This is a genomic window from Methylomagnum sp. (assembly GCF_054333355.1).
This window is the reverse complement of the sequence record NZ_JBTEKS010000056.1, coordinates 1-16,987: the sequence shown is the minus strand read 5'-3', so window position 1 is coordinate 16,987 and position 16,987 is coordinate 1. Positions and strand designations below refer to the sequence as shown.

At 61.0% G+C, this 16,987-nt stretch carries 25 protein-coding genes and 1 pseudogene; 8 read left to right on the top strand and 18 right to left on the bottom strand.

Translation table 11 applies throughout. The features are described 5' to 3' along the window. Nucleotides 1–49 precede the first annotated feature (49 nt). Nucleotides 50–391 (bottom strand): hypothetical protein, encoded by a 342-nt coding sequence (locus ACXWUF_RS06830; RefSeq protein ID WP_458493923.1) that lies wholly within the window; start codon nucleotides 389–391, stop codon nucleotides 50–52. A gap of 165 nt (nucleotides 392–556) precedes the next feature. On the opposite strand from ACXWUF_RS06830, the gene ACXWUF_RS06825 reads away from it, so the two are divergent. From ACXWUF_RS06825 to ACXWUF_RS06815, 3 genes are all read left to right on the top strand, one after another. Beyond that, nucleotides 557–1,042, top strand: coding sequence for a DUF3124 domain-containing protein (locus tag ACXWUF_RS06825; RefSeq protein ID WP_458493922.1), 486 nt, complete (start codon nucleotides 557–559; stop codon nucleotides 1,040–1,042). 103 nt (nucleotides 1,043–1,145) lie between these two features. Then, nucleotides 1,146–1,883, top strand: a complete 738-nt coding sequence (locus tag ACXWUF_RS06820) for a tetratricopeptide repeat protein (RefSeq protein WP_458493921.1) — start codon at nucleotides 1,146–1,148, stop codon at nucleotides 1,881–1,883. A gap of 182 nt (nucleotides 1,884–2,065) precedes the next feature. Further along, nucleotides 2,066–2,767, top strand: coding sequence for a retropepsin-like aspartic protease family protein (locus ACXWUF_RS06815; RefSeq protein WP_458493920.1), 702 nt, complete (start codon nucleotides 2,066–2,068; stop codon nucleotides 2,765–2,767). Here ACXWUF_RS06815 and hypE read toward each other — a convergent pair. The 5 genes from hypE to ACXWUF_RS06790 form a co-directional block, all read right to left on the bottom strand. Then, entirely contained in the window at nucleotides 2,732–3,781 is a 1,050-nt protein-coding gene (gene hypE, locus ACXWUF_RS06810) for a hydrogenase expression/formation protein HypE (RefSeq protein ID WP_458493919.1), read from the bottom strand. The genes ACXWUF_RS06815 and hypE overlap by 36 nt on opposite strands. Before the next feature lies 1 nt (nucleotide 3,782). After that, nucleotides 3,783–4,238 carry a hypothetical protein gene (locus tag ACXWUF_RS06805; RefSeq protein WP_458493918.1) on the bottom strand — a complete coding sequence of 152 codons (456 nt, stop codon included), beginning with the start codon at nucleotides 4,236–4,238 and terminating at the stop codon, nucleotides 3,783–3,785. Between the two features lie 136 nt (nucleotides 4,239–4,374). Then, nucleotides 4,375–5,475, bottom strand: a complete 1,101-nt coding sequence (gene hypD, locus ACXWUF_RS06800; protein ID WP_458493917.1) for a hydrogenase formation protein HypD — start codon at nucleotides 5,473–5,475, stop codon at nucleotides 4,375–4,377. Further along, complete coding sequence (locus ACXWUF_RS06795; RefSeq protein ID WP_458493916.1) at nucleotides 5,472–5,723, bottom strand: HypC/HybG/HupF family hydrogenase formation chaperone; 252 nt, start codon at nucleotides 5,721–5,723, stop codon at nucleotides 5,472–5,474. Before ACXWUF_RS06795 ends, hypD begins: the two co-directional genes overlap by 4 nt. 73 nt (nucleotides 5,724–5,796) lie before the next feature. Beyond that, on the bottom strand, nucleotides 5,797–6,357 hold the full coding sequence (locus ACXWUF_RS06790; protein WP_458493915.1) for a Uma2 family endonuclease: 561 nt from the start codon (nucleotides 6,355–6,357) through the stop codon (nucleotides 5,797–5,799). A 160-nt stretch (nucleotides 6,358–6,517) separates the two neighbouring features. Between ACXWUF_RS06790 and ACXWUF_RS06785 the strand changes: the two genes are divergently transcribed. After that, nucleotides 6,518–6,661 (top strand): hypothetical protein, encoded by a 144-nt coding sequence (locus tag ACXWUF_RS06785; protein WP_458493914.1) that lies wholly within the window; start codon nucleotides 6,518–6,520, stop codon nucleotides 6,659–6,661. A gap of 14 nt (nucleotides 6,662–6,675) precedes the next feature. Further along, entirely contained in the window at nucleotides 6,676–6,852 is a 177-nt protein-coding gene (locus ACXWUF_RS06780) for a hypothetical protein (protein WP_458493913.1), read from the top strand. A gap of 45 nt (nucleotides 6,853–6,897) precedes the next feature. On the opposite strand, the gene cmoB is transcribed toward ACXWUF_RS06780, so the two are convergent. Together cmoB and ACXWUF_RS06770 are read right to left on the bottom strand one after the other, a co-directional pair. Next, nucleotides 6,898–7,884 (bottom strand): tRNA 5-methoxyuridine(34)/uridine 5-oxyacetic acid(34) synthase CmoB, encoded by a 987-nt coding sequence (cmoB, locus tag ACXWUF_RS06775; RefSeq protein WP_458493912.1) that lies wholly within the window; start codon nucleotides 7,882–7,884, stop codon nucleotides 6,898–6,900. 12 nt (nucleotides 7,885–7,896) lie between these two features. Continuing rightward, nucleotides 7,897–8,667: a class I SAM-dependent methyltransferase gene (locus ACXWUF_RS06770; protein ID WP_458493911.1), complete on the bottom strand. Its 771-nt coding sequence runs from the start codon at nucleotides 8,665–8,667 to the stop codon at nucleotides 7,897–7,899. 130 nt (nucleotides 8,668–8,797) lie between these two features. Between ACXWUF_RS06770 and hemF the strand changes: the two genes are divergently transcribed. Continuing rightward, on the top strand, nucleotides 8,798–9,709 hold the full coding sequence (hemF, locus tag ACXWUF_RS06765) for an oxygen-dependent coproporphyrinogen oxidase (RefSeq protein ID WP_458493910.1): 912 nt from the start codon (nucleotides 8,798–8,800) through the stop codon (nucleotides 9,707–9,709). Here hemF and ACXWUF_RS06760 read toward each other — a convergent pair. Continuing rightward, a complete protein-coding gene (locus tag ACXWUF_RS06760; protein ID WP_458493909.1) occupies nucleotides 9,704–10,363 on the bottom strand; it encodes an MlaC/ttg2D family ABC transporter substrate-binding protein in 660 nt (219 codons plus the stop codon). The two genes, hemF and ACXWUF_RS06760, sit on opposite strands and share 6 nt — an antisense overlap. A 105-nt stretch (nucleotides 10,364–10,468) precedes the next feature. Here ACXWUF_RS06760 and hemB point away from each other — a divergent pair, with 105 nt between their 5' ends. Together hemB and aroE are read left to right on the top strand one after the other, a co-directional pair. Then, on the top strand, nucleotides 10,469–11,482 hold the full coding sequence (gene hemB, locus ACXWUF_RS06755; RefSeq protein ID WP_458493908.1) for a porphobilinogen synthase: 1,014 nt from the start codon (nucleotides 10,469–10,471) through the stop codon (nucleotides 11,480–11,482). A gap of 184 nt (nucleotides 11,483–11,666) precedes the next feature. Next, nucleotides 11,667–12,497 (top strand): shikimate dehydrogenase, encoded by an 831-nt coding sequence (gene aroE / locus ACXWUF_RS06750; RefSeq protein ID WP_458493907.1) that lies wholly within the window; start codon nucleotides 11,667–11,669, stop codon nucleotides 12,495–12,497. An 82-nt stretch (nucleotides 12,498–12,579) separates the two neighbouring features. Here aroE and ACXWUF_RS06745 read toward each other — a convergent pair whose 3' ends face one another. The 9 genes and pseudogenes from ACXWUF_RS06745 to hisH form a co-directional block, all read right to left on the bottom strand. Beyond that, nucleotides 12,580–13,119 (bottom strand): gamma carbonic anhydrase family protein, encoded by a 540-nt coding sequence (locus tag ACXWUF_RS06745; protein WP_458493906.1) that lies wholly within the window; start codon nucleotides 13,117–13,119, stop codon nucleotides 12,580–12,582. 17 nt (nucleotides 13,120–13,136) lie between these two features. Further along, the gene (locus ACXWUF_RS06740) at nucleotides 13,137–13,850 is read right to left on the bottom strand and encodes a hypothetical protein (RefSeq protein ID WP_458493905.1); all 714 of its coding nucleotides are present in this window, start codon (nucleotides 13,848–13,850) and stop codon (nucleotides 13,137–13,139) included. 58 nt (nucleotides 13,851–13,908) lie between these two features. Continuing rightward, nucleotides 13,909–14,232: a phosphoribosyl-ATP diphosphatase gene (locus ACXWUF_RS06735; protein ID WP_458493904.1), complete on the bottom strand. Its 324-nt coding sequence runs from the start codon at nucleotides 14,230–14,232 to the stop codon at nucleotides 13,909–13,911. Between the two features lie 12 nt (nucleotides 14,233–14,244). After that, the gene (locus ACXWUF_RS06730) at nucleotides 14,245–14,604 is read right to left on the bottom strand and encodes a barstar family protein (RefSeq protein WP_458493903.1); all 360 of its coding nucleotides are present in this window, start codon (nucleotides 14,602–14,604) and stop codon (nucleotides 14,245–14,247) included. Further along, nucleotides 14,601–14,918 carry a ribonuclease domain-containing protein gene (locus ACXWUF_RS06725; RefSeq protein ID WP_458493902.1) on the bottom strand — a complete coding sequence of 106 codons (318 nt, stop codon included), beginning with the start codon at nucleotides 14,916–14,918 and terminating at the stop codon, nucleotides 14,601–14,603. Before ACXWUF_RS06725 ends, ACXWUF_RS06730 begins: the two co-directional genes overlap by 4 nt. 4 nt (nucleotides 14,919–14,922) lie before the next feature. Beyond that, nucleotides 14,923–15,309 carry a phosphoribosyl-AMP cyclohydrolase gene (hisI, locus tag ACXWUF_RS06720; RefSeq protein ID WP_458493901.1) on the bottom strand — a complete coding sequence of 129 codons (387 nt, stop codon included), beginning with the start codon at nucleotides 15,307–15,309 and terminating at the stop codon, nucleotides 14,923–14,925. Continuing rightward, nucleotides 15,306–16,070, bottom strand: a complete 765-nt coding sequence (hisF, locus tag ACXWUF_RS06715) for an imidazole glycerol phosphate synthase subunit HisF (protein ID WP_458493900.1) — start codon at nucleotides 16,068–16,070, stop codon at nucleotides 15,306–15,308. The genes hisI and hisF overlap by 4 nt, the downstream gene beginning before the upstream one ends. A gap of 3 nt (nucleotides 16,071–16,073) precedes the next feature. Next, nucleotides 16,074–16,805 (bottom strand): 1-(5-phosphoribosyl)-5-[(5-phosphoribosylamino)methylideneamino]imidazole-4-carboxamide isomerase, encoded by a 732-nt coding sequence (gene hisA, locus ACXWUF_RS06710; protein WP_458493899.1) that lies wholly within the window; start codon nucleotides 16,803–16,805, stop codon nucleotides 16,074–16,076. A gap of 46 nt (nucleotides 16,806–16,851) precedes the next feature. Next, nucleotides 16,852–16,987 (bottom strand): annotated as a pseudogene (hisH, locus tag ACXWUF_RS06705) (imidazole glycerol phosphate synthase subunit HisH); the annotation flags it as partial.

Sequence of the window (16,987 nt, the reverse complement as noted above, 5' to 3'; positions counted from 1 at the left end):
ACTCCCACAAGCCGTCTCCCCCGTATATTGGGAATGAAATTGCTGTAAATTAAACGCCCGATCCCAACACCCACCACGCCAGGACCATGTAACACACCGCCGCCAAGCTGGCATGAACCAGCGCCGCGCCCTTGGCCTGGGTGCCCAGCGCGCGCCGCGAGGACAGGCAAACACCAATCAAGATGATGACGACCGCAAGGCCGATGTTCGTGTAAAGGCGGCTATCGCCCTTCAACGCCTCAGCCACCACCAGCCCCGAGCCGAGCAGGGCCAGCCCGCCATGCACCAGGGCATAGGCTTTGGTATGGCCCCTCCCCCGCCACACATCCACAATCAAGCCCATCCCCATCACCCCGGCCAGGGTAAAAACCGCGAGCGCGAACATCAACATAGCCTGCCTCCTGGAATCATTATTGGTTTAGCGAACAAGGCCGCCGATTGTAGGAACCGTTCCCAGTCCCGGCAAGAATTCCGGCGTGCGGGGCGCGTTCAAAAACGTCGGATTCCGTTAAACTCCGCTGACTTCGCCACCCCGATAAAGCGGCCCGGAGGAATCATGACCGCCCTGCCCCGTTCCCGTCGATTCATCGCCGCCGCGCTTTTTCTCGTTGGGTCAGTGACCACGCCGTGCGCCCACGCCGAGGACGCGCTTTCCCGAGGCCAAACCCTCTACGTCCCGGCCTACTCGGAAGTGCCCTATGGCGACAAGGGCTTCACGCTAAACCTGACCGCGACGCTGAGCCTCCGCAACACCGACTTGCGGAACCCAATCACGGTCACGCGGGTCGATTACCACAGTTCGGCGGGCACCCTGATCCGCGCCTACCAAAAGCAATCGGCCACCCTTAAACCGCTGGCCTCCGCCGAACACATCGTCAAGGAATCCGACCGCAGCGGCGGCATCAGCGCCAGCTTCGTCGTCGAGTGGGAAAGCGACACCCCCGTTTCCCCGCCCCTGGTGGAGGCGGTGATGGTGAACAGCACCTATAACCAGGGCATCGCCTTCAATAGCCCGGCGCGGGTGCTGGCGGAGCGGCGCTAAAGGAGCGCGGCCATCTTGGCCGCGAAGAAGAATACGGCCATCTTGTGGGAATCAGCGGGCGAGACGCCCGCGCCCCTTTTACAATCGAACAAAGAGAACAACCATGGAAATCACTGGAATCCTCATGCTCGCCATCCAAATCGGCTTCGCCGTCCACGCCATGCGGCGCGGCTATCCGCTGTTCTGGGTGTTCCTCATCATCTTCGTGCCGCTGATTGGCTGCCTGCTGTACATCATCATGGTGATCCTGCCGGAAGCCCTGCAAAGCCGCACCGCCCGCCAAGGCTCCAAAGTCTTCCTGAAAGCCATCGACCCCGGCAAGGAACTGCGCCGACTCCGCGAAGCCCTGGAAATTTCCGACACCATCGGCAACCGGCTGGCGCTGGCCCGCGAATATCTCCGGCAGGGCAAGCTGGATGAGGCGATTGATCTGTTCGAAAGCTCCCTGTCCGGCATGTACCGCACCGATCCCGACATCCTGATCGGCCTAGCCACGGCCTTGGTGGAAGCCCAGCGCTTCGACCGGGCCAGGGCGGCGCTCGAAACCCTGTTCCAGGCCAATCCCGATTACGACAGCGCCGACGCCCGCCTGCTGTACGCCCGGTCGCTGGACGCCCTGGACCAAACGGACCAGGCGGCGGGCGAATACCTCGGGCTGCTGCAACGCTCGTCCAGCACCGAACTGAAATGCCGCTACGCCCTGCTATTGAAGCGCACTGGAAATCTGGCCGAAGCCAAGGCGCTATTTGGGGAGGTTCTGAAGGACGCCAAAGGCGGCAGCCAGCACAGCAACCGGCTGAATAAGGAATGGGTGGACATGGCGAAGCGGGAGGCTGGCTGATTGGCGATCCATACACAGCCCGCCCAACGCGGTGGCACTCTCCCAAAAGGCTTACGATTACCTGGCTGGGCAGGGAAAATTACCATTGATTTCATTATGAATACGTGAATTCACGCATAATTTTCTGAAGATTTCCGACTAAGCTGGATGTCAGCATCGTCCAACCGGCATCGGAGTCCGCCATGAATGCCATAACAAAAATATTCGGCAAGCGCGCCCTTGGCGCATTGATCGTTTGCCTCGCGCTAGGCCAAGCCGTCACCCACGCGGCTTACGCCGACACCGATGAACCGGAAAGCACCGCCGCCCCGTCCATGGCGCTGCGCACCGGCACCGACGGCCACTATTACACCGATGGCAGCATCAACGACCAGGATGTCAGCTTCCTGGTGGATACCGGGGCCAGCGCGGTGGTTATTCCCGAGCCGCTGGCCGCTGAGCTGGGCTTGGAGAAGCGTCGGCAAATCAGGATGGCGTCGGCCAGCGATGTCTACGACGCCTACGAGACCATCATCCCGGAACTGTCGGTCGGCCCCATACGCCTGCTCAATGTGCTAGGCAACATCAATCCCAAGGCAACAGGCACCCAAGTCCTGCTGGGCATGAGCGCCTTGAAGGGGATGCAACTCATTCAGGAGAACGGCAAGGCCGTGCTGCGAGGCGCGGGCGCGGGCAATGGCGCGGGGCTGGGTAGCGCCTCAGGCAACGGCGATCTCGCCATCAAAATCCGTGTGCGGGACTGCATAGGCGCCGCCAAGGTCATCGACCGCAACGCCTTGGAATGCATGAAAGGCTTGAAGCCGTCGAGCGAGGTCAAGGCCAAGGAAATCGGTGGCTCGACGGCCTCGTCAACAAATCCGGGGCAGTTGCTCGCCGCTCAATAAATCCAACACCCGCCGGGCGCCGAAGGCCGTTTTGAGGTGCAAGGCGCCCTTGGATTTCCCAACCACCCGCCCAATCTCCGCCGCGCTTTCCCCCAGAGGATGGGCCTTCAAAACAGCCAACGCCCGCCCGGCCTGTTCCGCCGGGACGAAGGCGGCGAAACGGCCCTCGTTCGCCACGTAAAGCGGATCGAAGCCGAGCATTTCACACGCGCCCCGCACATCCTCCCGCACCGGAATGGCGGTTTCGGCGATTTCAATATCCACGCCCGCCGACTGAGTGATTTCCACCAGCGTGCTGGCCAGTCCCCCGCGAGTGAGGTCGCGCAGGCAACGGACCTCAACCCCCGCCGCCAACAAGTCCCGTACTAGGCCGGACAAATCGGCGCAATCGCTTTCGATGGTGGTCTCGAACGCCAGCCCTTCCCGCTGGGCCATGATGGCGATGCCGTGTCGCCCCAAGTCGCCGTTAATCAGCACGGCGTCGCCGGGCTGGACTGACGCCGGGGTAATGTTCAGGCCATGCTCGATCACGCCAATGCCAGCGGTGTTGACGTACAGCCCGTCGCCCTTGCCCCGGTCCACCACCTTGGTGTCGCCGGTGACGATGAACACGCCCGCGCCCCTCGCCGTTGCCGCCATGGAGTTCAGCACCCGCTGCAAATCAGCGATGGGCATTCCTTCCTCGATGATGAGCGCCGCGCTCAAAAACAACGGCCGGGCACCGGCCATGGCGAGATCGTTCAGCGTGCCGCACACCGCCAGCTTGCCGATGTCGCCGCCGGGGAAGAACAGCGGCTTCACCACGTAGGAATCGGTGGTGAAGGCGAAGCGCTGCCCGCCCGACTCAAACACCGCGCTGTCGTGCCGCGCCTCCAAGTACGGGTTGGCAAACGCGGGTTGCACCAGCTTTTCCAGAAGCTGCTGCATCAGCCGCCCGCCGCCGCCGTGGGCCATGACGATGTGGTCGTACTGGCCGATGGGCACCGGGCAAGCGAGTTGGAATTCGTCACTCATGCTATTTCGGCTCCAGGTTTTCCAGCGGGCCGACCTCCACCTCGCCCTCCACGCCGCGCTGCTTCAGGCATTCGCGGAACGCGGCTCGGTCGAGACTGGCGCTCAATTTGGTGCCGCTGCCTTCCGGGGTGGCCGTGAGCGGGCGCTCGGCCTTGTGCTGGCATTTATCCAGGGCGTGCAGTAGCGGGTCGGTCTTAACGTCCTGATGGTAGCCAAGCTGCTCCATGCATTTCAGGTAATTCCGGGCGTTCACGCCCGCCACGATGTCCGAGGACGCATCGCTGGCGAGGTTGCTGCGAACCTTGGGTTGGATGAGGTTCTGGGCGCGGCAGATGTGCGCGTCGTGGTAATAGGCGCTGGTGCTGGCCTTGTGGGGATTGTCGGCGCAGCCGCTCAGCGTGGTGGTGATTAGCGCGGCGGACAGGCCCGCCAAGATTGGAATAATCGGTTGTCTCATGAGGTATTTACGGGGTTGGTTGGCGTGCGAGATTTAGCAGGAGCTCATAATCCGTAGGTCGGGCATGTATTCCATGCCCGACGCAACCGGAAATGTCGGGCATGAGTACTGCCCGACCTACGCGACTACGAGTTAGCTATGGATTGGCTGGTTCAGCTTGACGATAGCGGTAGTATGCCGCACAGGCGCCTTCCGACGACACCATGGTGGCACCCAGCGGATGCTCGGGTGTGCAGCGGGCACCGAAGGCGGGGCAGCGGTCGGGCTTGAGGATGCCTTGCAGGACTTGGCCGCTTAGGCAGTCGGCGGGTTCCGGGACGGACAGCGTGTGCAGGTCGAAGCGCCGTTCCGCGTCGAAATCCGCGTACTCCTCGCTCAGCCCCAAACCGCTGGCCGGTATCGGTCCCAAGCCGCGCCAAGGCCGGTCGATCACCCGGAACACCCGGCCCAGCAAATCCAGCGCGGCGCGGTTGCCTTCCCGCTGCACCGAGCGGCGGTACTCGTTCTCCACCTCGTGGCGCCCGTCTTCCAACTGCCTGACGCAGCGCAGCACGCCGCTCAAAATGTCCACCGGCTCGAAGCCAGTCACGACGATGGGAATCCGATAGGCGGCGGCGATGGGTTCGTATTCCGTGTAGCCCATCACCGTGCAAACATGCCCGGCGGCGAGGAAGCCCTGCACTCGGCTAGCGGGCGCACTCAGCAAGGCTTCCATGGCTGGCGGCACCCGCACATGGCTGACCAGCAGGGAGAAATTGGCGAGTCCGGTCTGTTTGGCCTGGAACGCCGTCATGGCCGTGGCCGGGGCGGTGGTCTCGAAGCCCACCGCGAAGAACACCACTTGCCGCGCCGGATTGTCGCGGGCGATTTTGAGCGCATCCAGCGGCGAATAGACCGTCCGCACATCGCCGCCCGCCGCCTTCACCGCCAGCAAGTCTTGGCGCGAACCAGGCACCCGCAGCATGTCGCCGAACGAGCAAAGAATCGCCAGCGGGTTCCCGGCGATGGCGATGGCTTTGTCGATGTATTCCAGCGGGGTGACGCACACCGGGCAGCCGGGGCCGTGAATCAATTCCAGCCCATCGGGCAACAGCCGGTCGAGTCCGTATTTGAGGATGGAGTGGGTCTGTCCACCGCAGACTTCCATGATCGTCCAGGCCTGCGTGCAGGTCTTGGCGATGGACTTGGCCAGCCGGTGGACGGTGGCGGGGTCGCGGTATTCGTTCAGGTATTTCATGGCTGCTCGGTGTCGTCTGATTCGAAAGCTTCCAGTGCGGCGAACTCAGCCAAGGCCGCTTGGGCTTCCGTTTCGTCCAATTGAGAAATGGCGAAACCGGCGTGGACGATGACGTAATCGCCGACTTGCGCGTCCGGGGTGAAGGCGAGGCTGGCTTCCTTAATGATGCCGCCGAAACTGACGCGCCCTAAGCGCTCGGCGGTGGCGGCGGAGAGGCTAACGATTTGGCCGGGGATGGCTAGGCACATGGTGGGATTTCCTCACTCGGATGGCGTGCGGTGTTGGCACGCAAAGTTTTTGTGTCGCGTTGGCCGCGCCGGATCAATCCGCCCACAACACGGCGAGATCGAGGGTGATAGCCTCGAAGGGCGCGACGGACACCGACTCGTCGGCTTCAAAGGCACGCAGCATAAACCAGCGGCCTTCGGCGTTCTCGAAGATTTCCAGCGTTCTGAGGCCGGGGTCCAATAACCACAGGTGCCGCACCCCGTGCGCGGCGTAAATCGGCATCTTTTTCACCCGATCCTTGCGGGCGGTGCCCGGCGACAGCACCTCACAAGCCCAGTCCGGGGCCAGTTCAAACCAAGCGGTATCCGGCAATCTCGGCAGTCGCTCGCGCCGCCAGCCCGCCAAGTCCGGCACCAGAACGTGCCGCCCCAAGTGAAGCTCTGGCTCGTCCAATATCCACCAGCCGCCGGGACCGCCGCTGCCTTCGTCATAAGGCCCGGTCAATCTGCCGCCCAGCAGCGACGAAGCCCGCGCATGGCGGGGCGCCGGTCGGGGTTGGGTGTAGAGTTCGCCGTCGATGATTTCGCCCACCAGATGCTCGGGCAAATCCAGGATGTCGTCGTAGCTGGCGGGCTTGAGTTGGGGATGGGCCATGGGGGTAAACCTGCTTGATTGAACGCTAACCACGTTGGCGATAGGCATACCTTAAGCGGCGGCGGGGCGAAGTCAAGCGGTAGGGCGGGAATCTGATATTAACGCCATCCCGCATCGGCTAAACTCCGAATCCTCGCAACACAATCCACAGGATCTGTGGGTGGGCGCAGACCCCCAAAACGCCAAGGCGGTGTTCGCCGCCCTCAAAGCGTTCGGTGCGCCGTTGACGGATTTGACCGAGCAGGACTTCACCGAAGAAGGCTATTTCTACCGGGCGTACCACCCCTGCGCGTGGATGTGCTGATGGGAATACCCGGCGTGGTTTCCGCGGAAGCCTGGGGGCGGCGGGAAGAAATCGAATTGGACGGGCTGCGGATGCCCTTCATATCCCGGCAAGACCTGATTGCGGCCAAGCGTGCGGCAGGAAGACCGCGGGACAAAATGGATTTGGAAGCGCTCGCCATGGCGGAATCAACCCAGAACGCCGCCGAATAAGGCAGCCCCGCGAATCGGGCCAGCATTCCCCGGCCATCAAGGACTTTACGGACTCACCGCCAAAAATATCGCCCGCCGTGGCGCAGGCAAGCCCTCCACCGTTAGCTCAGAATTCCCAGCGTCGAGAAAATCCGGCAAGGACTGAAACCGCATCCAATCGGTAGAGTGCTGTTCTTCCGGGGTGGTCTTCGCCACGTCGATCAACCGGATATTCCGGTAGCCGCAGCGCTTCAACCAGCCCGCCAAAGTCCGGCATGACGGAATGAACCAGACATTGCGCATCTGCGCGTAGCGGTCCTCCGGCACCAGCGCTTGCCCGGCCTCGCCCTCGATTACCAAGGTTTCCAGCACCAGTTCGCCGCCGGAGCGGAGGCAGCCCTTGAGTTCCAGCAGATGGTCGAGCGGTGAGCGGCGGTGGTAAAGCACGCCCATGGAGAACACCGTGTCGAAGGCGCGGAGATTGGGCGGCACATCGTCGATGCCGAGCGGCAGCACATACACCGGAAAATCTCCCGCCAACCGCTTGACCGCCAGGAATTGCGCCACGCTGAGCAAGGTCGGGTCGATGCCGATGACCAATTTCGCCCCCGCCCCGGCCATCCGCCAAGCGTGATAGCCGTTGCCGCAGCCCACGTCCAGCACCACGCGGCCCGCCAAGGGTTGAATGTGGTCCGCCAGCCGCCGCCATTTGAGGTCGGAGCGCCATTCGGTGTCGATGTGGACGCCGCGCAAGCGGTACGGTCCCTTGCGCCAGGGATGGAGTTCCCGCAACAGGGTTTCGAGGCTGGCTTGATCCGCCGCGTCATCAGGGCCGTCGATAGTCACCGCGTCGGCGTTGAGATCGACCCGCGCAGGTTCAATGATGAGTAGTTGCCGGATGACTTCACGCCATTTCGGCCAGTCACCGTGGTGGCCGACATCGAAGGCGCTTTGCAACTGCTCCGGTAACTCCGCCAACCAAGCTTGCAAGGTAGGTTTGCAGGGGGTCGCGAACAAACCTTGATAGGCGGCCAGTTCTGAAAATTCCGTCATCAAGCGCGGCGCTTAGCGGGATTTCTGCCCCAATATCAGCAAGGTGCGGATGGGAATACGAAACCCGCCGTCGGCATCCTGGGTGATTTCCAGTTCGGCCAACCAGTCCGGCGGGGCGGCGGCCAAGCGGCCCTGTATGGCTTGCAACGCCTCCGCGCCGGAATTGCCCAGCTCACACCAACGCCGCACCGTCATGCCACCAGGAATTTCGCACCAGCGGTTTTCGCAGGCGACCACCTCCAGCCCATTGGCAGCGAACAGCGCCCGCCAGTGCGTGACCGTGTAAGAGCGCACATGGGTGGGATCGTGCAGCACCTCAATCGCGTGGTTGAGTGCGTCAATGTCCGGGTTCTCGTCGCCCTCCATGTCGATGATCGCCACATAACCGCCCGGTTTGGCGAGGCGGGTCATTTCCGCCATGGCTTTGGACAAATCGGAAAAATGATGGGCGGCGACCCGGCACACCACCAGATCGAACGATTCGGAATCCAACGGCATCGACTCCGCGAAGGCTTCCACCGTTTCAACGGCCATGCCGCGCTCGCCCGCCAACCGCCGCACTTGGGCCAGCATATTGGGCGCGGGGTCCACCGCGACGATGCGCGAGGCGATGCTGACAAATCCAAGGCCGGTGTGCCCTGCCCCGCTCGCCACGTCGCACACCGAATCAATCGGCGGCATTAGCGCGTGCAAGCGGTCGAGGGTCGGGCTGCGGGTATGCACTTCGCTGGTGGCGTAGTTGCTGGCGAGGGTGTTGAAGCGTTGCGACGAAGCTGAATTCATGGGCCGATGTCTCCGCTGGCTAATCCGGTAAATCACTGTCGAGCCAGTCTATCACGGGCTTCCCGCCCAACCGCCGCCCGCCAACCCCTCATGCTAGAATCGCGGCCCATTTACCGCCAGGAATCCATCCATGAGCCACCCCGACCTCGCCGCCGTCAAAGCCTATATGCTCGACCTGCAAGACCGCATCTGCGCGAGCCTGGAAAACGAAGAACCCGCCGCCAAGTTTCAGGAAGACAACTGGCAATACGCCAACGGCATCGGCGGTGGCCGCACACGGGTGCTGTCCGGCGGCGATGCTTTGGAACAGGGCGGCGTGAACTTTTCCCATGTGATGGGCAAGACCCTACCGCCCTCGGCCACGGCCCATCGGCCCGAGTTGGCCGGGCGCGGTTTCCAGGCGGTGGGCGTGTCCCTGGTCATTCATCCCCGCAACCCCTACGTGCCCACCTCCCACGCCAACGTGCGTTTCTTTCTGGCGGAGAAGGAAGGCGAGGAGCCGGTGTGGTGGTTTGGTGGCGGCTTCGACCTGACGCCCTATTACCCATTTGAAGAAGACGCGGTCCATTGGCACCACACGGCGCGGGATGCCTGCACGCCCTTTGGCGAAGAAGTCTATCCCCGCTTCAAGCGCTGGTGCGACGAGTATTTTTTCCTGAAACACCGCAATGAAACCCGGGGCGTGGGCGGGCTGTTCTTCGACGACATCAACGAGTGGGGATTTGAGCGCAGCTTCGAATTCCTGCGCAGCGTGGGCGACCATTACCTGTCGGCTTATCTGCCCATCGTGCAGCGACGGAAGGAGACGCCTTACGGCGAGCGGGAACGGGATTTCCAGCTTTACCGGCGCGGGCGTTATGTGGAATTTAATCTGGTCTATGACCGGGGGACGCTGTTCGGACTGCAATCGGGTGGCAGGACGGAATCCATTCTGATGTCCCTGCCACCCGTGGCCCACTGGCGCTATAACTTCAAGCCGGAGGAAGGCGGTCCCGAGGAAAATCTGTATGAGAATTTCCTAAAAGCCAGGGAGTGGTTATGACCTGCCGCCGATGGGTTCCTTCATGGCGGAGGCATTGCGTTCGGCGAGATGGGCAATCAATTGATCGAGGGAGCCAGTGCGGGCGATCTCGTCGCCGAAGCTGGAGCGATAGTTCTGCAACAGGCTGATGCCTTCGATCAGCACGTCATAAACCTTCCAATCATTGTGCTCATTGACCATCCGGTAATTGACCGCGACCGGCTGGGCGCCGGCCTGCAAAATCTCGGTACGCACAATGACCTTATTGTCGCCGGGCTTGGTTTCCAGGGGGAGATAACGAATCTTCCAGTTGGCGTATTCGGTGAAGGCGGTGGTGTAGGTCCGCACCAGCAGCAGGCGGAACTCCTTCTTGAAGCGCTCCTTCTGGGCCGGCGTCGCGGCTTTCCAATGCTTGCCGAGGATCATGATGGACACGCGCTCGAAATCGACATTGGATTCCAGCGCACGATCCACAAACACGGTGGCCTTCTTGAAATCGTTCTTGTATTCAGGCTTTTGCAGATTGACTTGCAATTGGTCGGCGGTCTTCTGGATGACCAACTGGGGGGGGAGCAGCGCTTCCTCCGCCCAGGCCGCCACCGAGAGCAAGCTCAAGAGCAACGCCAAGGCACTGGCCCAACTCGCCAAGCCGAAGGAAGTTTTGGTAAATTTCATTGAAATAACTCCTGATTACTCATTTACTTAGTGTTTTTTATCACAAATCGGTAGGCTCGGATACACCGCCGGGTTTACTCACATCAAACCCAACGACCGTCCCACATGTCGCCCAATAATACCATTTCATTCCCCGCCCTCCGCCCGCGCCGGACGCGCCGCGACGATTTCAGCCGCCGCCTCATGCGGGAGAATCGGCTCACCGTTGATGACCTGATTTATCCCCTGTTTGTCCTGGAAGGCGAGAACCGCCGCGAGCCAGTCACCTCCATGCCGGGGGTCGAGCGGCTCAGCATCGACTTGTTGGTGGAAGAGTGCCGCGCCGCCTTCGAACTGGACATTCCCGCCGTGGCCCTGTTCCCGGTGACACCGCTCGACAAGAAAAGTCTGGACGCCGCCGAAGCCTACAATCCCGACGGTTTGGCGCAACGGGCCATCCGCGCCTTGAAGCAGGCCGTGCCGGGACTCGGTGTCATCACCGATGTGGCGCTGGACCCCTTCACCACTCACGGCCAGGATGGCCTGATTGATGAAAACGGCTACGTGGTGAATGACGAGACCGTCGCCGTGCTGGTCAAGCAAGCTCTGTCCCATGCCGAGGCTGGCGCGGACATCGTGGCGCCGTCCGACATGATGGATGGCCGGGTCGGCGCCATCCGCACCGCGCTGGAAGCGGAAGGTTTCGTGAATACCCGCATCCTGGCTTATTCCGCCAAGTATGCCTCGGCTTTCTATGGGCCGTTCCGGGACGCGGTGGGTTCCGCCGCCAATCTGGCCGGGGGCGACAAGTACAGCTACCAAATGGACCCGGCCAATTCCAACGAAGCCTTGCGCGAAGTGCAACTGGACCTCGCCGAAGGGGCCGACATGGTGATGATTAAGCCGGGAATGCCCTATCTCGACATTATTCGCCGCATCAAGGACGAATTCGGCGTGCCCACCTTCGCCTATCAGGTCAGCGGCGAGTACGCCATGCTGAAAGCCGCTGCGCAGAACGGCTGGCTGGACGAGCGCAAAACCGTGCTGGAAGCCCTGCTGTCCTTCAAGCGTGCTGGGGCCGACGCCATCCTGACCTATTACGCCAAAGCCGTGGCCGAATGGCTGCGGGAGCAGAAATAACCTCTCGTAGGTCGGGCATGTACCCATGCCCGACATTCACTGCTTACGCAACTTTTGGCTCGTAGTCCCGGCTTCAGCCGGTTTTTCCCGGTCGGCTTACCGCCTAAAGGCAGGACTACGAGCGCTTAACTTAAAGAGGGTAGTGATGCCCAACATTCGCCTCAACCAACCATAGATTCCCCCTATGCCAGACCGCTACGCCGTTTTCGGCCACCCCATCAGCCACAGCAAATCGCCCCATATCCATACTTTGTTCGCCGCTCAAACCGGGCAGGACTTGGTGTACACCGCCCAGGATGTCCCGGCAGAGTCCTTTGAAACCAGCGTCCGCGCCTTCTTCGCGGCGGGCGGGCGGGGACTCAATTGCACCGTGCCGCTCAAGGAACTGGCCTTCCGCTTCGCCGACCAACTCAGCGAGCGGGCGACTCGCGCCAAGGCTGTGAACACGTTGGCGTTGTTGCCGGGTGGCGAAATCTTGGGCGACAACACCGACGGCGTGGGCTTGGTCCGCGACCTGACGGTGAATCTGGGATTGAGCCTAAAAGGGCGGCGAATTCTGCTGCTGGGCGCGGGCGGGGCCAGCCGGGGCATCCTCTCGCCATTGCTGGAACATCAGCCGGACTGCCTCGTCATCGCCAACCGAACGCCGGAAAAAGCCGCGCAACTGGCGGCGGAATTCGCCAACCTCGGCCCAGTCACGGGCGGCGGTTTTGGTAACTTGGCCGGAAAAAGCTTCGACCTGATTCTGAACGCCACCGCCGCCAGCCTGAGCGGGGATTTGCCGGACCTGCCAGCGGGCGTTTTGGCGGAGGGCGGGAGTGGCTATGACTTGGCGTATGGCAAAGAGCCCACGCCGTTTGCGCGTTGGGGCCAGGCGGCGGGCACGGTACTGAGCGTGGACGGCATCGGGATGTTAGTGGAGCAAGCCGCCGAAGCTTTCCTGTTGTGGCGCGGGGTCCGACCGGAAACCCATCCGGTCATCGCCGCGCTGGAAGCCGAGCGACGGGAATTGTAGGTCGGGCTTTAGCCCGATCCTACGTGACCTGGTATCGGGCTAAAGCCCGACCTACAAGCCGCACCATTGGAATGAAAGAGCCTTAACTCACCTCTTCCCGCTGGTGCTGATTCTTAAGCAACACATAACCATCCTTGGAATAGCCCAGATATTCCAATTCCTCGTCCTTCAGCGTGCGAATCTGCCGGGCCGGGCTACCGACATAGAGAAAGCCGCTTTCCAGCCGCTTGCCGGGCGGCACCAGCGTACCGGCCCCCACAATCACCCGCTCTTCCACCACCGCGCCGTCCATGACCACGGCCCCGATGCCGATCAAACACAAATCGCCGATGGTGCAGCCATGCAGCACCACCTTGTGCCCCACCGTCACCCCGGCGCCGATGATGAGCGGATGGCCCTCCGGGTGCGCTTCGCTGCGGTGGGTGACGTGCAGCACGCAGCTATCCTGGATGTTGGTCTCGTCGCCGATCTCGACCCGGTTCACATCGCCCCGGATGACCGTCATCGGCCAAATGGACACATCCTTGCCCAGGGTCACCTCGCCGATGACCACCGCGCTGTCATCCACCCAGGCACCTTCCCCTAGTTTGGGAGCGGTGCCATGAAAATTCCGAATCGCCATAATCAGTGCCTCTTCTCTTAATCTTCGATATCCGTGTAAAAAACATTATCTTCGCCGCCTTCGCGCAAAACCGCACGGATAATTTGAGCCACGAATGCAGCCTCTTGGGCGGCGGAAAACAGCGGATGAGCGCTTCGCTCTTTGTCGCTCGGAAACTTTTGCATCACTGACGTGATTTTTTCCTCGTATACGAATTCTGGCACCGGAATCATCGTGCCGGAAGACATCGCAAAATCCGCAAACGGCAATATCCGCCCGGCCAGGATAATACCCGGATTGCCGGTATCGCTCAGGCTGATATTCATCAAATCCAGGGTGGTACCGGTCAACAAATCACGCAGCACGGCACCTTGGCGAGGCTTGATTTGTTCCACTCTGAATAGCGAATAATATGATTTCAGCATGGCCTGAAATATTTTCGCCTCGATAGATTCAGGTACAGGTGGCGTGGCCTCAAGATAACGGTCGATAACGCTTTTGCCAGCCCGCCGGTAATAATGAAAAGCGTAGTCGTACAAAATGGCGATTTCGTCGTCATTATTCAAAATCAGCGTACCGGCCTTGAATATCCCCAGCTTTTTTCCGCATTCCGGCGCGGCCACCTTGGGTAACTGCTTGGCAAGGGTGACGTTCAGGTTTCGACTGGCTTCCCGGAACTGCTTATAGCGGTCAAGCAAATCAGCGTCCGGGGTGTCGTTATTGTTTTTAAAGAGCGAGAAAAGCCATTTCATGGAGATGATTGCGGATGATTTAAGCGAGCGTGAATAGGTGTTGCGACAGCCGACGTGATTACTCCGGCTTGCCCGCCCGCGCAGCCTTCTCCGCCAACCCCGACAGCCCAAACCGCCGCTGCAACTCGGCTAGCACTTGCTCATGGCTCAAACCTTGATGAGCCAGTAACACCATGCTGTGGAACCACAGGTCGGCCACTTCGTAGATGATTTTGTCCGGCACGCCATCCTTCGCGGCCATCACGGTTTCGGTGGCTTCCTCGCCGACTTTCTTAAGAATCGCGTCCAAGCCTTTGGCGTACAGGGCGGCAACGTAAGAGGATTTGGGGTCTTGGAATTTACGCTGCTCTAGGACGGCGGCGAGTTGGGTGAGTATGTCCATTTCAATACCTCCTTACACAAAAAGGATCGTCATAAAGTTACCTTGTTCATGCCAATAATCGACCGCATCCAATAATATTTCATTGGCGATGGCCCACTCGTCCGGGCTGGCATTTCTGAAGGCATGTGAATTTTTGTAGATGATGAGAAATCCATTGCTCGAATCGAGCCAAGAGAGGTCCGTCACACAATCAGAAAAAGCATCCCAGTTAAAACCAAAATAATCCGGGAACCCCAATACCTCAGAAAACTCTCTTAAAAAGCTCTCCTTATCACAAATTCTGTCCCCATTGATAATAAAGCAATTAACCGCAGGCTTAGGAAACACGGCGGGAAGTTGGTGAGATAGTTCGGCGACGGACAGGGTACTCATTCAATGACCTTTTGAAAGGTTTGGTAATGATCGTCGGTGTAGTAAACCTCACCAGACTTGCCGGTGATAATTCTTCTGGCACCTCTGCCGATAATTCCCGCTGAGGCAACGGTATGCTCTCGATAATACCCAGTTGCCATGTTGGGTAGCCTATTTTCCCGATTTCGAAAAATTGTTCCGTCTTGGGGATACGGAAAAGGCCCGCCCTGAGCGACGAGTTGCAAGGTTTCCAACGCTTCAGCGGGGAGTTGAGCGAGGCTTATGGTTGCTAAATTAGACCCGTCGAGAGGAGCATTACCGGAAGAGCCGAGCACGGGCTCAAGATGAGTAAATGCTTTCGGGCAATTTCAGCACCGGCTCGACTGTCTCCCAGTGGCCGTCCTTCAACACCCGGAAAAAACAATGATGCCGCCCGGTGTGGCAGGCGATGCCGCCCACCTGCTCGACGGTGAGGAGAATCACGTCCTCGTCGCAATCGAGGCGGATTTCGTGGACTTTCTGTCGGTGCCCGGATTCCTCGCCCTTGCGCCAGAGCTTCTGGCGGGAGCGCGACCAGTACACGGCATGGCCCTCGGCGGCGGTGAGTTCCAAGGCTTCCCGGTTCATCCAGGCCACCATTAGAATTTGCCCGCTGCCCGCCTCTTGGGCAATGGCTGGGACCAAGCCGTCAGCGTTCCAGCGCACCTCATCCAGCCAAGCCGTCACAGCCGCACCTCGATGCCCCGCGCCGCCATGTGTTCCTTGGCCTCGCGGATGCTGTACTCGGCGAAATGGAAAATGCTGGCGGCCAGCACCGCATCGGCCTTGCCGTCGGTGATGCCGTCGGCGAGGTGATCGAGAGTGCCCACGCCGCCCGATGCGATGACCGGCACCGGCACCGCCTCGCTAATGGCGCGGGTCAATTCCAAATCGAAGCCGGATTTCGTGCCGTCGCGATCCATGCTGGTCAGGAGGATTTCCCCCGCGCCGTACTCCACCATGCGCCGCGCCCAGTCGATGGCGTCGAGTCCGGTGGGCTTGCGTCCGCCATGGGTGAAAATTTCCCAGCGCTTGGGATCGTCGGACACCTTTTTGGCGTCGATGGCGACCACGATGCACTGCGAGCCGAACCGTTCCGCCGCCTCCCGCACGAACTCGGGCCGGGCCACGGCGGCGCTATTGATGCTGACCTTATCGGCCCCGGCGTTGAGCATCCGGCGGATGTCTTCCAGGGTGCGGATGCCGCCGCCCACGGTGAGCGGGATGAAGATTTCCCCGGCCACCTGCTCGACCACATGCACCATAGTGTCGCGCTCGTGGGCGCTGGCGGTGATGTCGAGGAAGGTGATTTCGTCGGCGCCTTCCAGGTCGTAGCGGCGGGCGACTTCCACGGGGTCGCCCGCGTCCTTGATCTCGACGAAGCGGACGCCCTTGACCACCCGGCCCGCGTCCACGTCCAGGCAGGGAATGATGCGTTTGGCTAGCATGGCTTAATACTGCTCGGCGATTTTGCGGCCTTCGGCGAAGTCGAGGGTGCCCTCGTAAATCGCCCGCCCGGTGATGGCACCCATCACGCCGTCGCCGACGATTTTGGCTAAGGCATGAATGTCGTCGATGGTGGTGATGCCGCCCGAGGCGATGACCGGGATGCGGATGGATCGGGCCAGCCGGGAAGTCGCTCCGATATTCACGCCCTGCATCATGCCGTCGCGGCTGATGTCGGTGTAGATGATGGCCTCCACGCCGTCGTCCTCGAACTTCTGCGCCAAGTCGATCACGTCGTGATGGGACAGTTTGGACCAGCCGTCGATGGCGACTTTGCCGTCCTTCGCGTCCAGGCCGACGATGATGTGATTGGGGAATTCCGCCGCGACTTCCCGCACGAAATGCGGGGCGCTGACCGCCTTGGTGCCGATGATGACGTAATCGACGCCCGCATCCAGATAGGCCTGAATGGTGTCCTGATCGCGAATCCCGCCGCCCACTTGGATTTGGATGTCCGGGTAGGTTTCCCGGATGGCGTGAATCACCTCGCCGTTGCGCGGCACGCCCGCGAAGGCGCCGTTCAAGTCCACCAGATGCAAGCGCTTGGCGCCCTCCGCCACCCATTTTCCGGCCATCGCCACCGGATCGTCGGAAAACACGGTGTCATCTTCCATGCGGCCTTGCCGCAACCGGACGCACTTGCCATCTTTCAGGTCGATAGCAGGTATCAAAAGCATGGGAATATCCTCAGCGGGGGATGGGTTGGTAAATCAGGAAGGCGCTTTAGGAAGCGGGTTGCCAGTTTAGGAAATTGGCGAGCAACCGCAATCCCACCGCATGGCTTTTTTCCGGGTGGTATTGCGTGGCGAAAACATTTCCGTGGGTCAGGGCCGAGGCGAACGGGCCGGGATAATCGGTG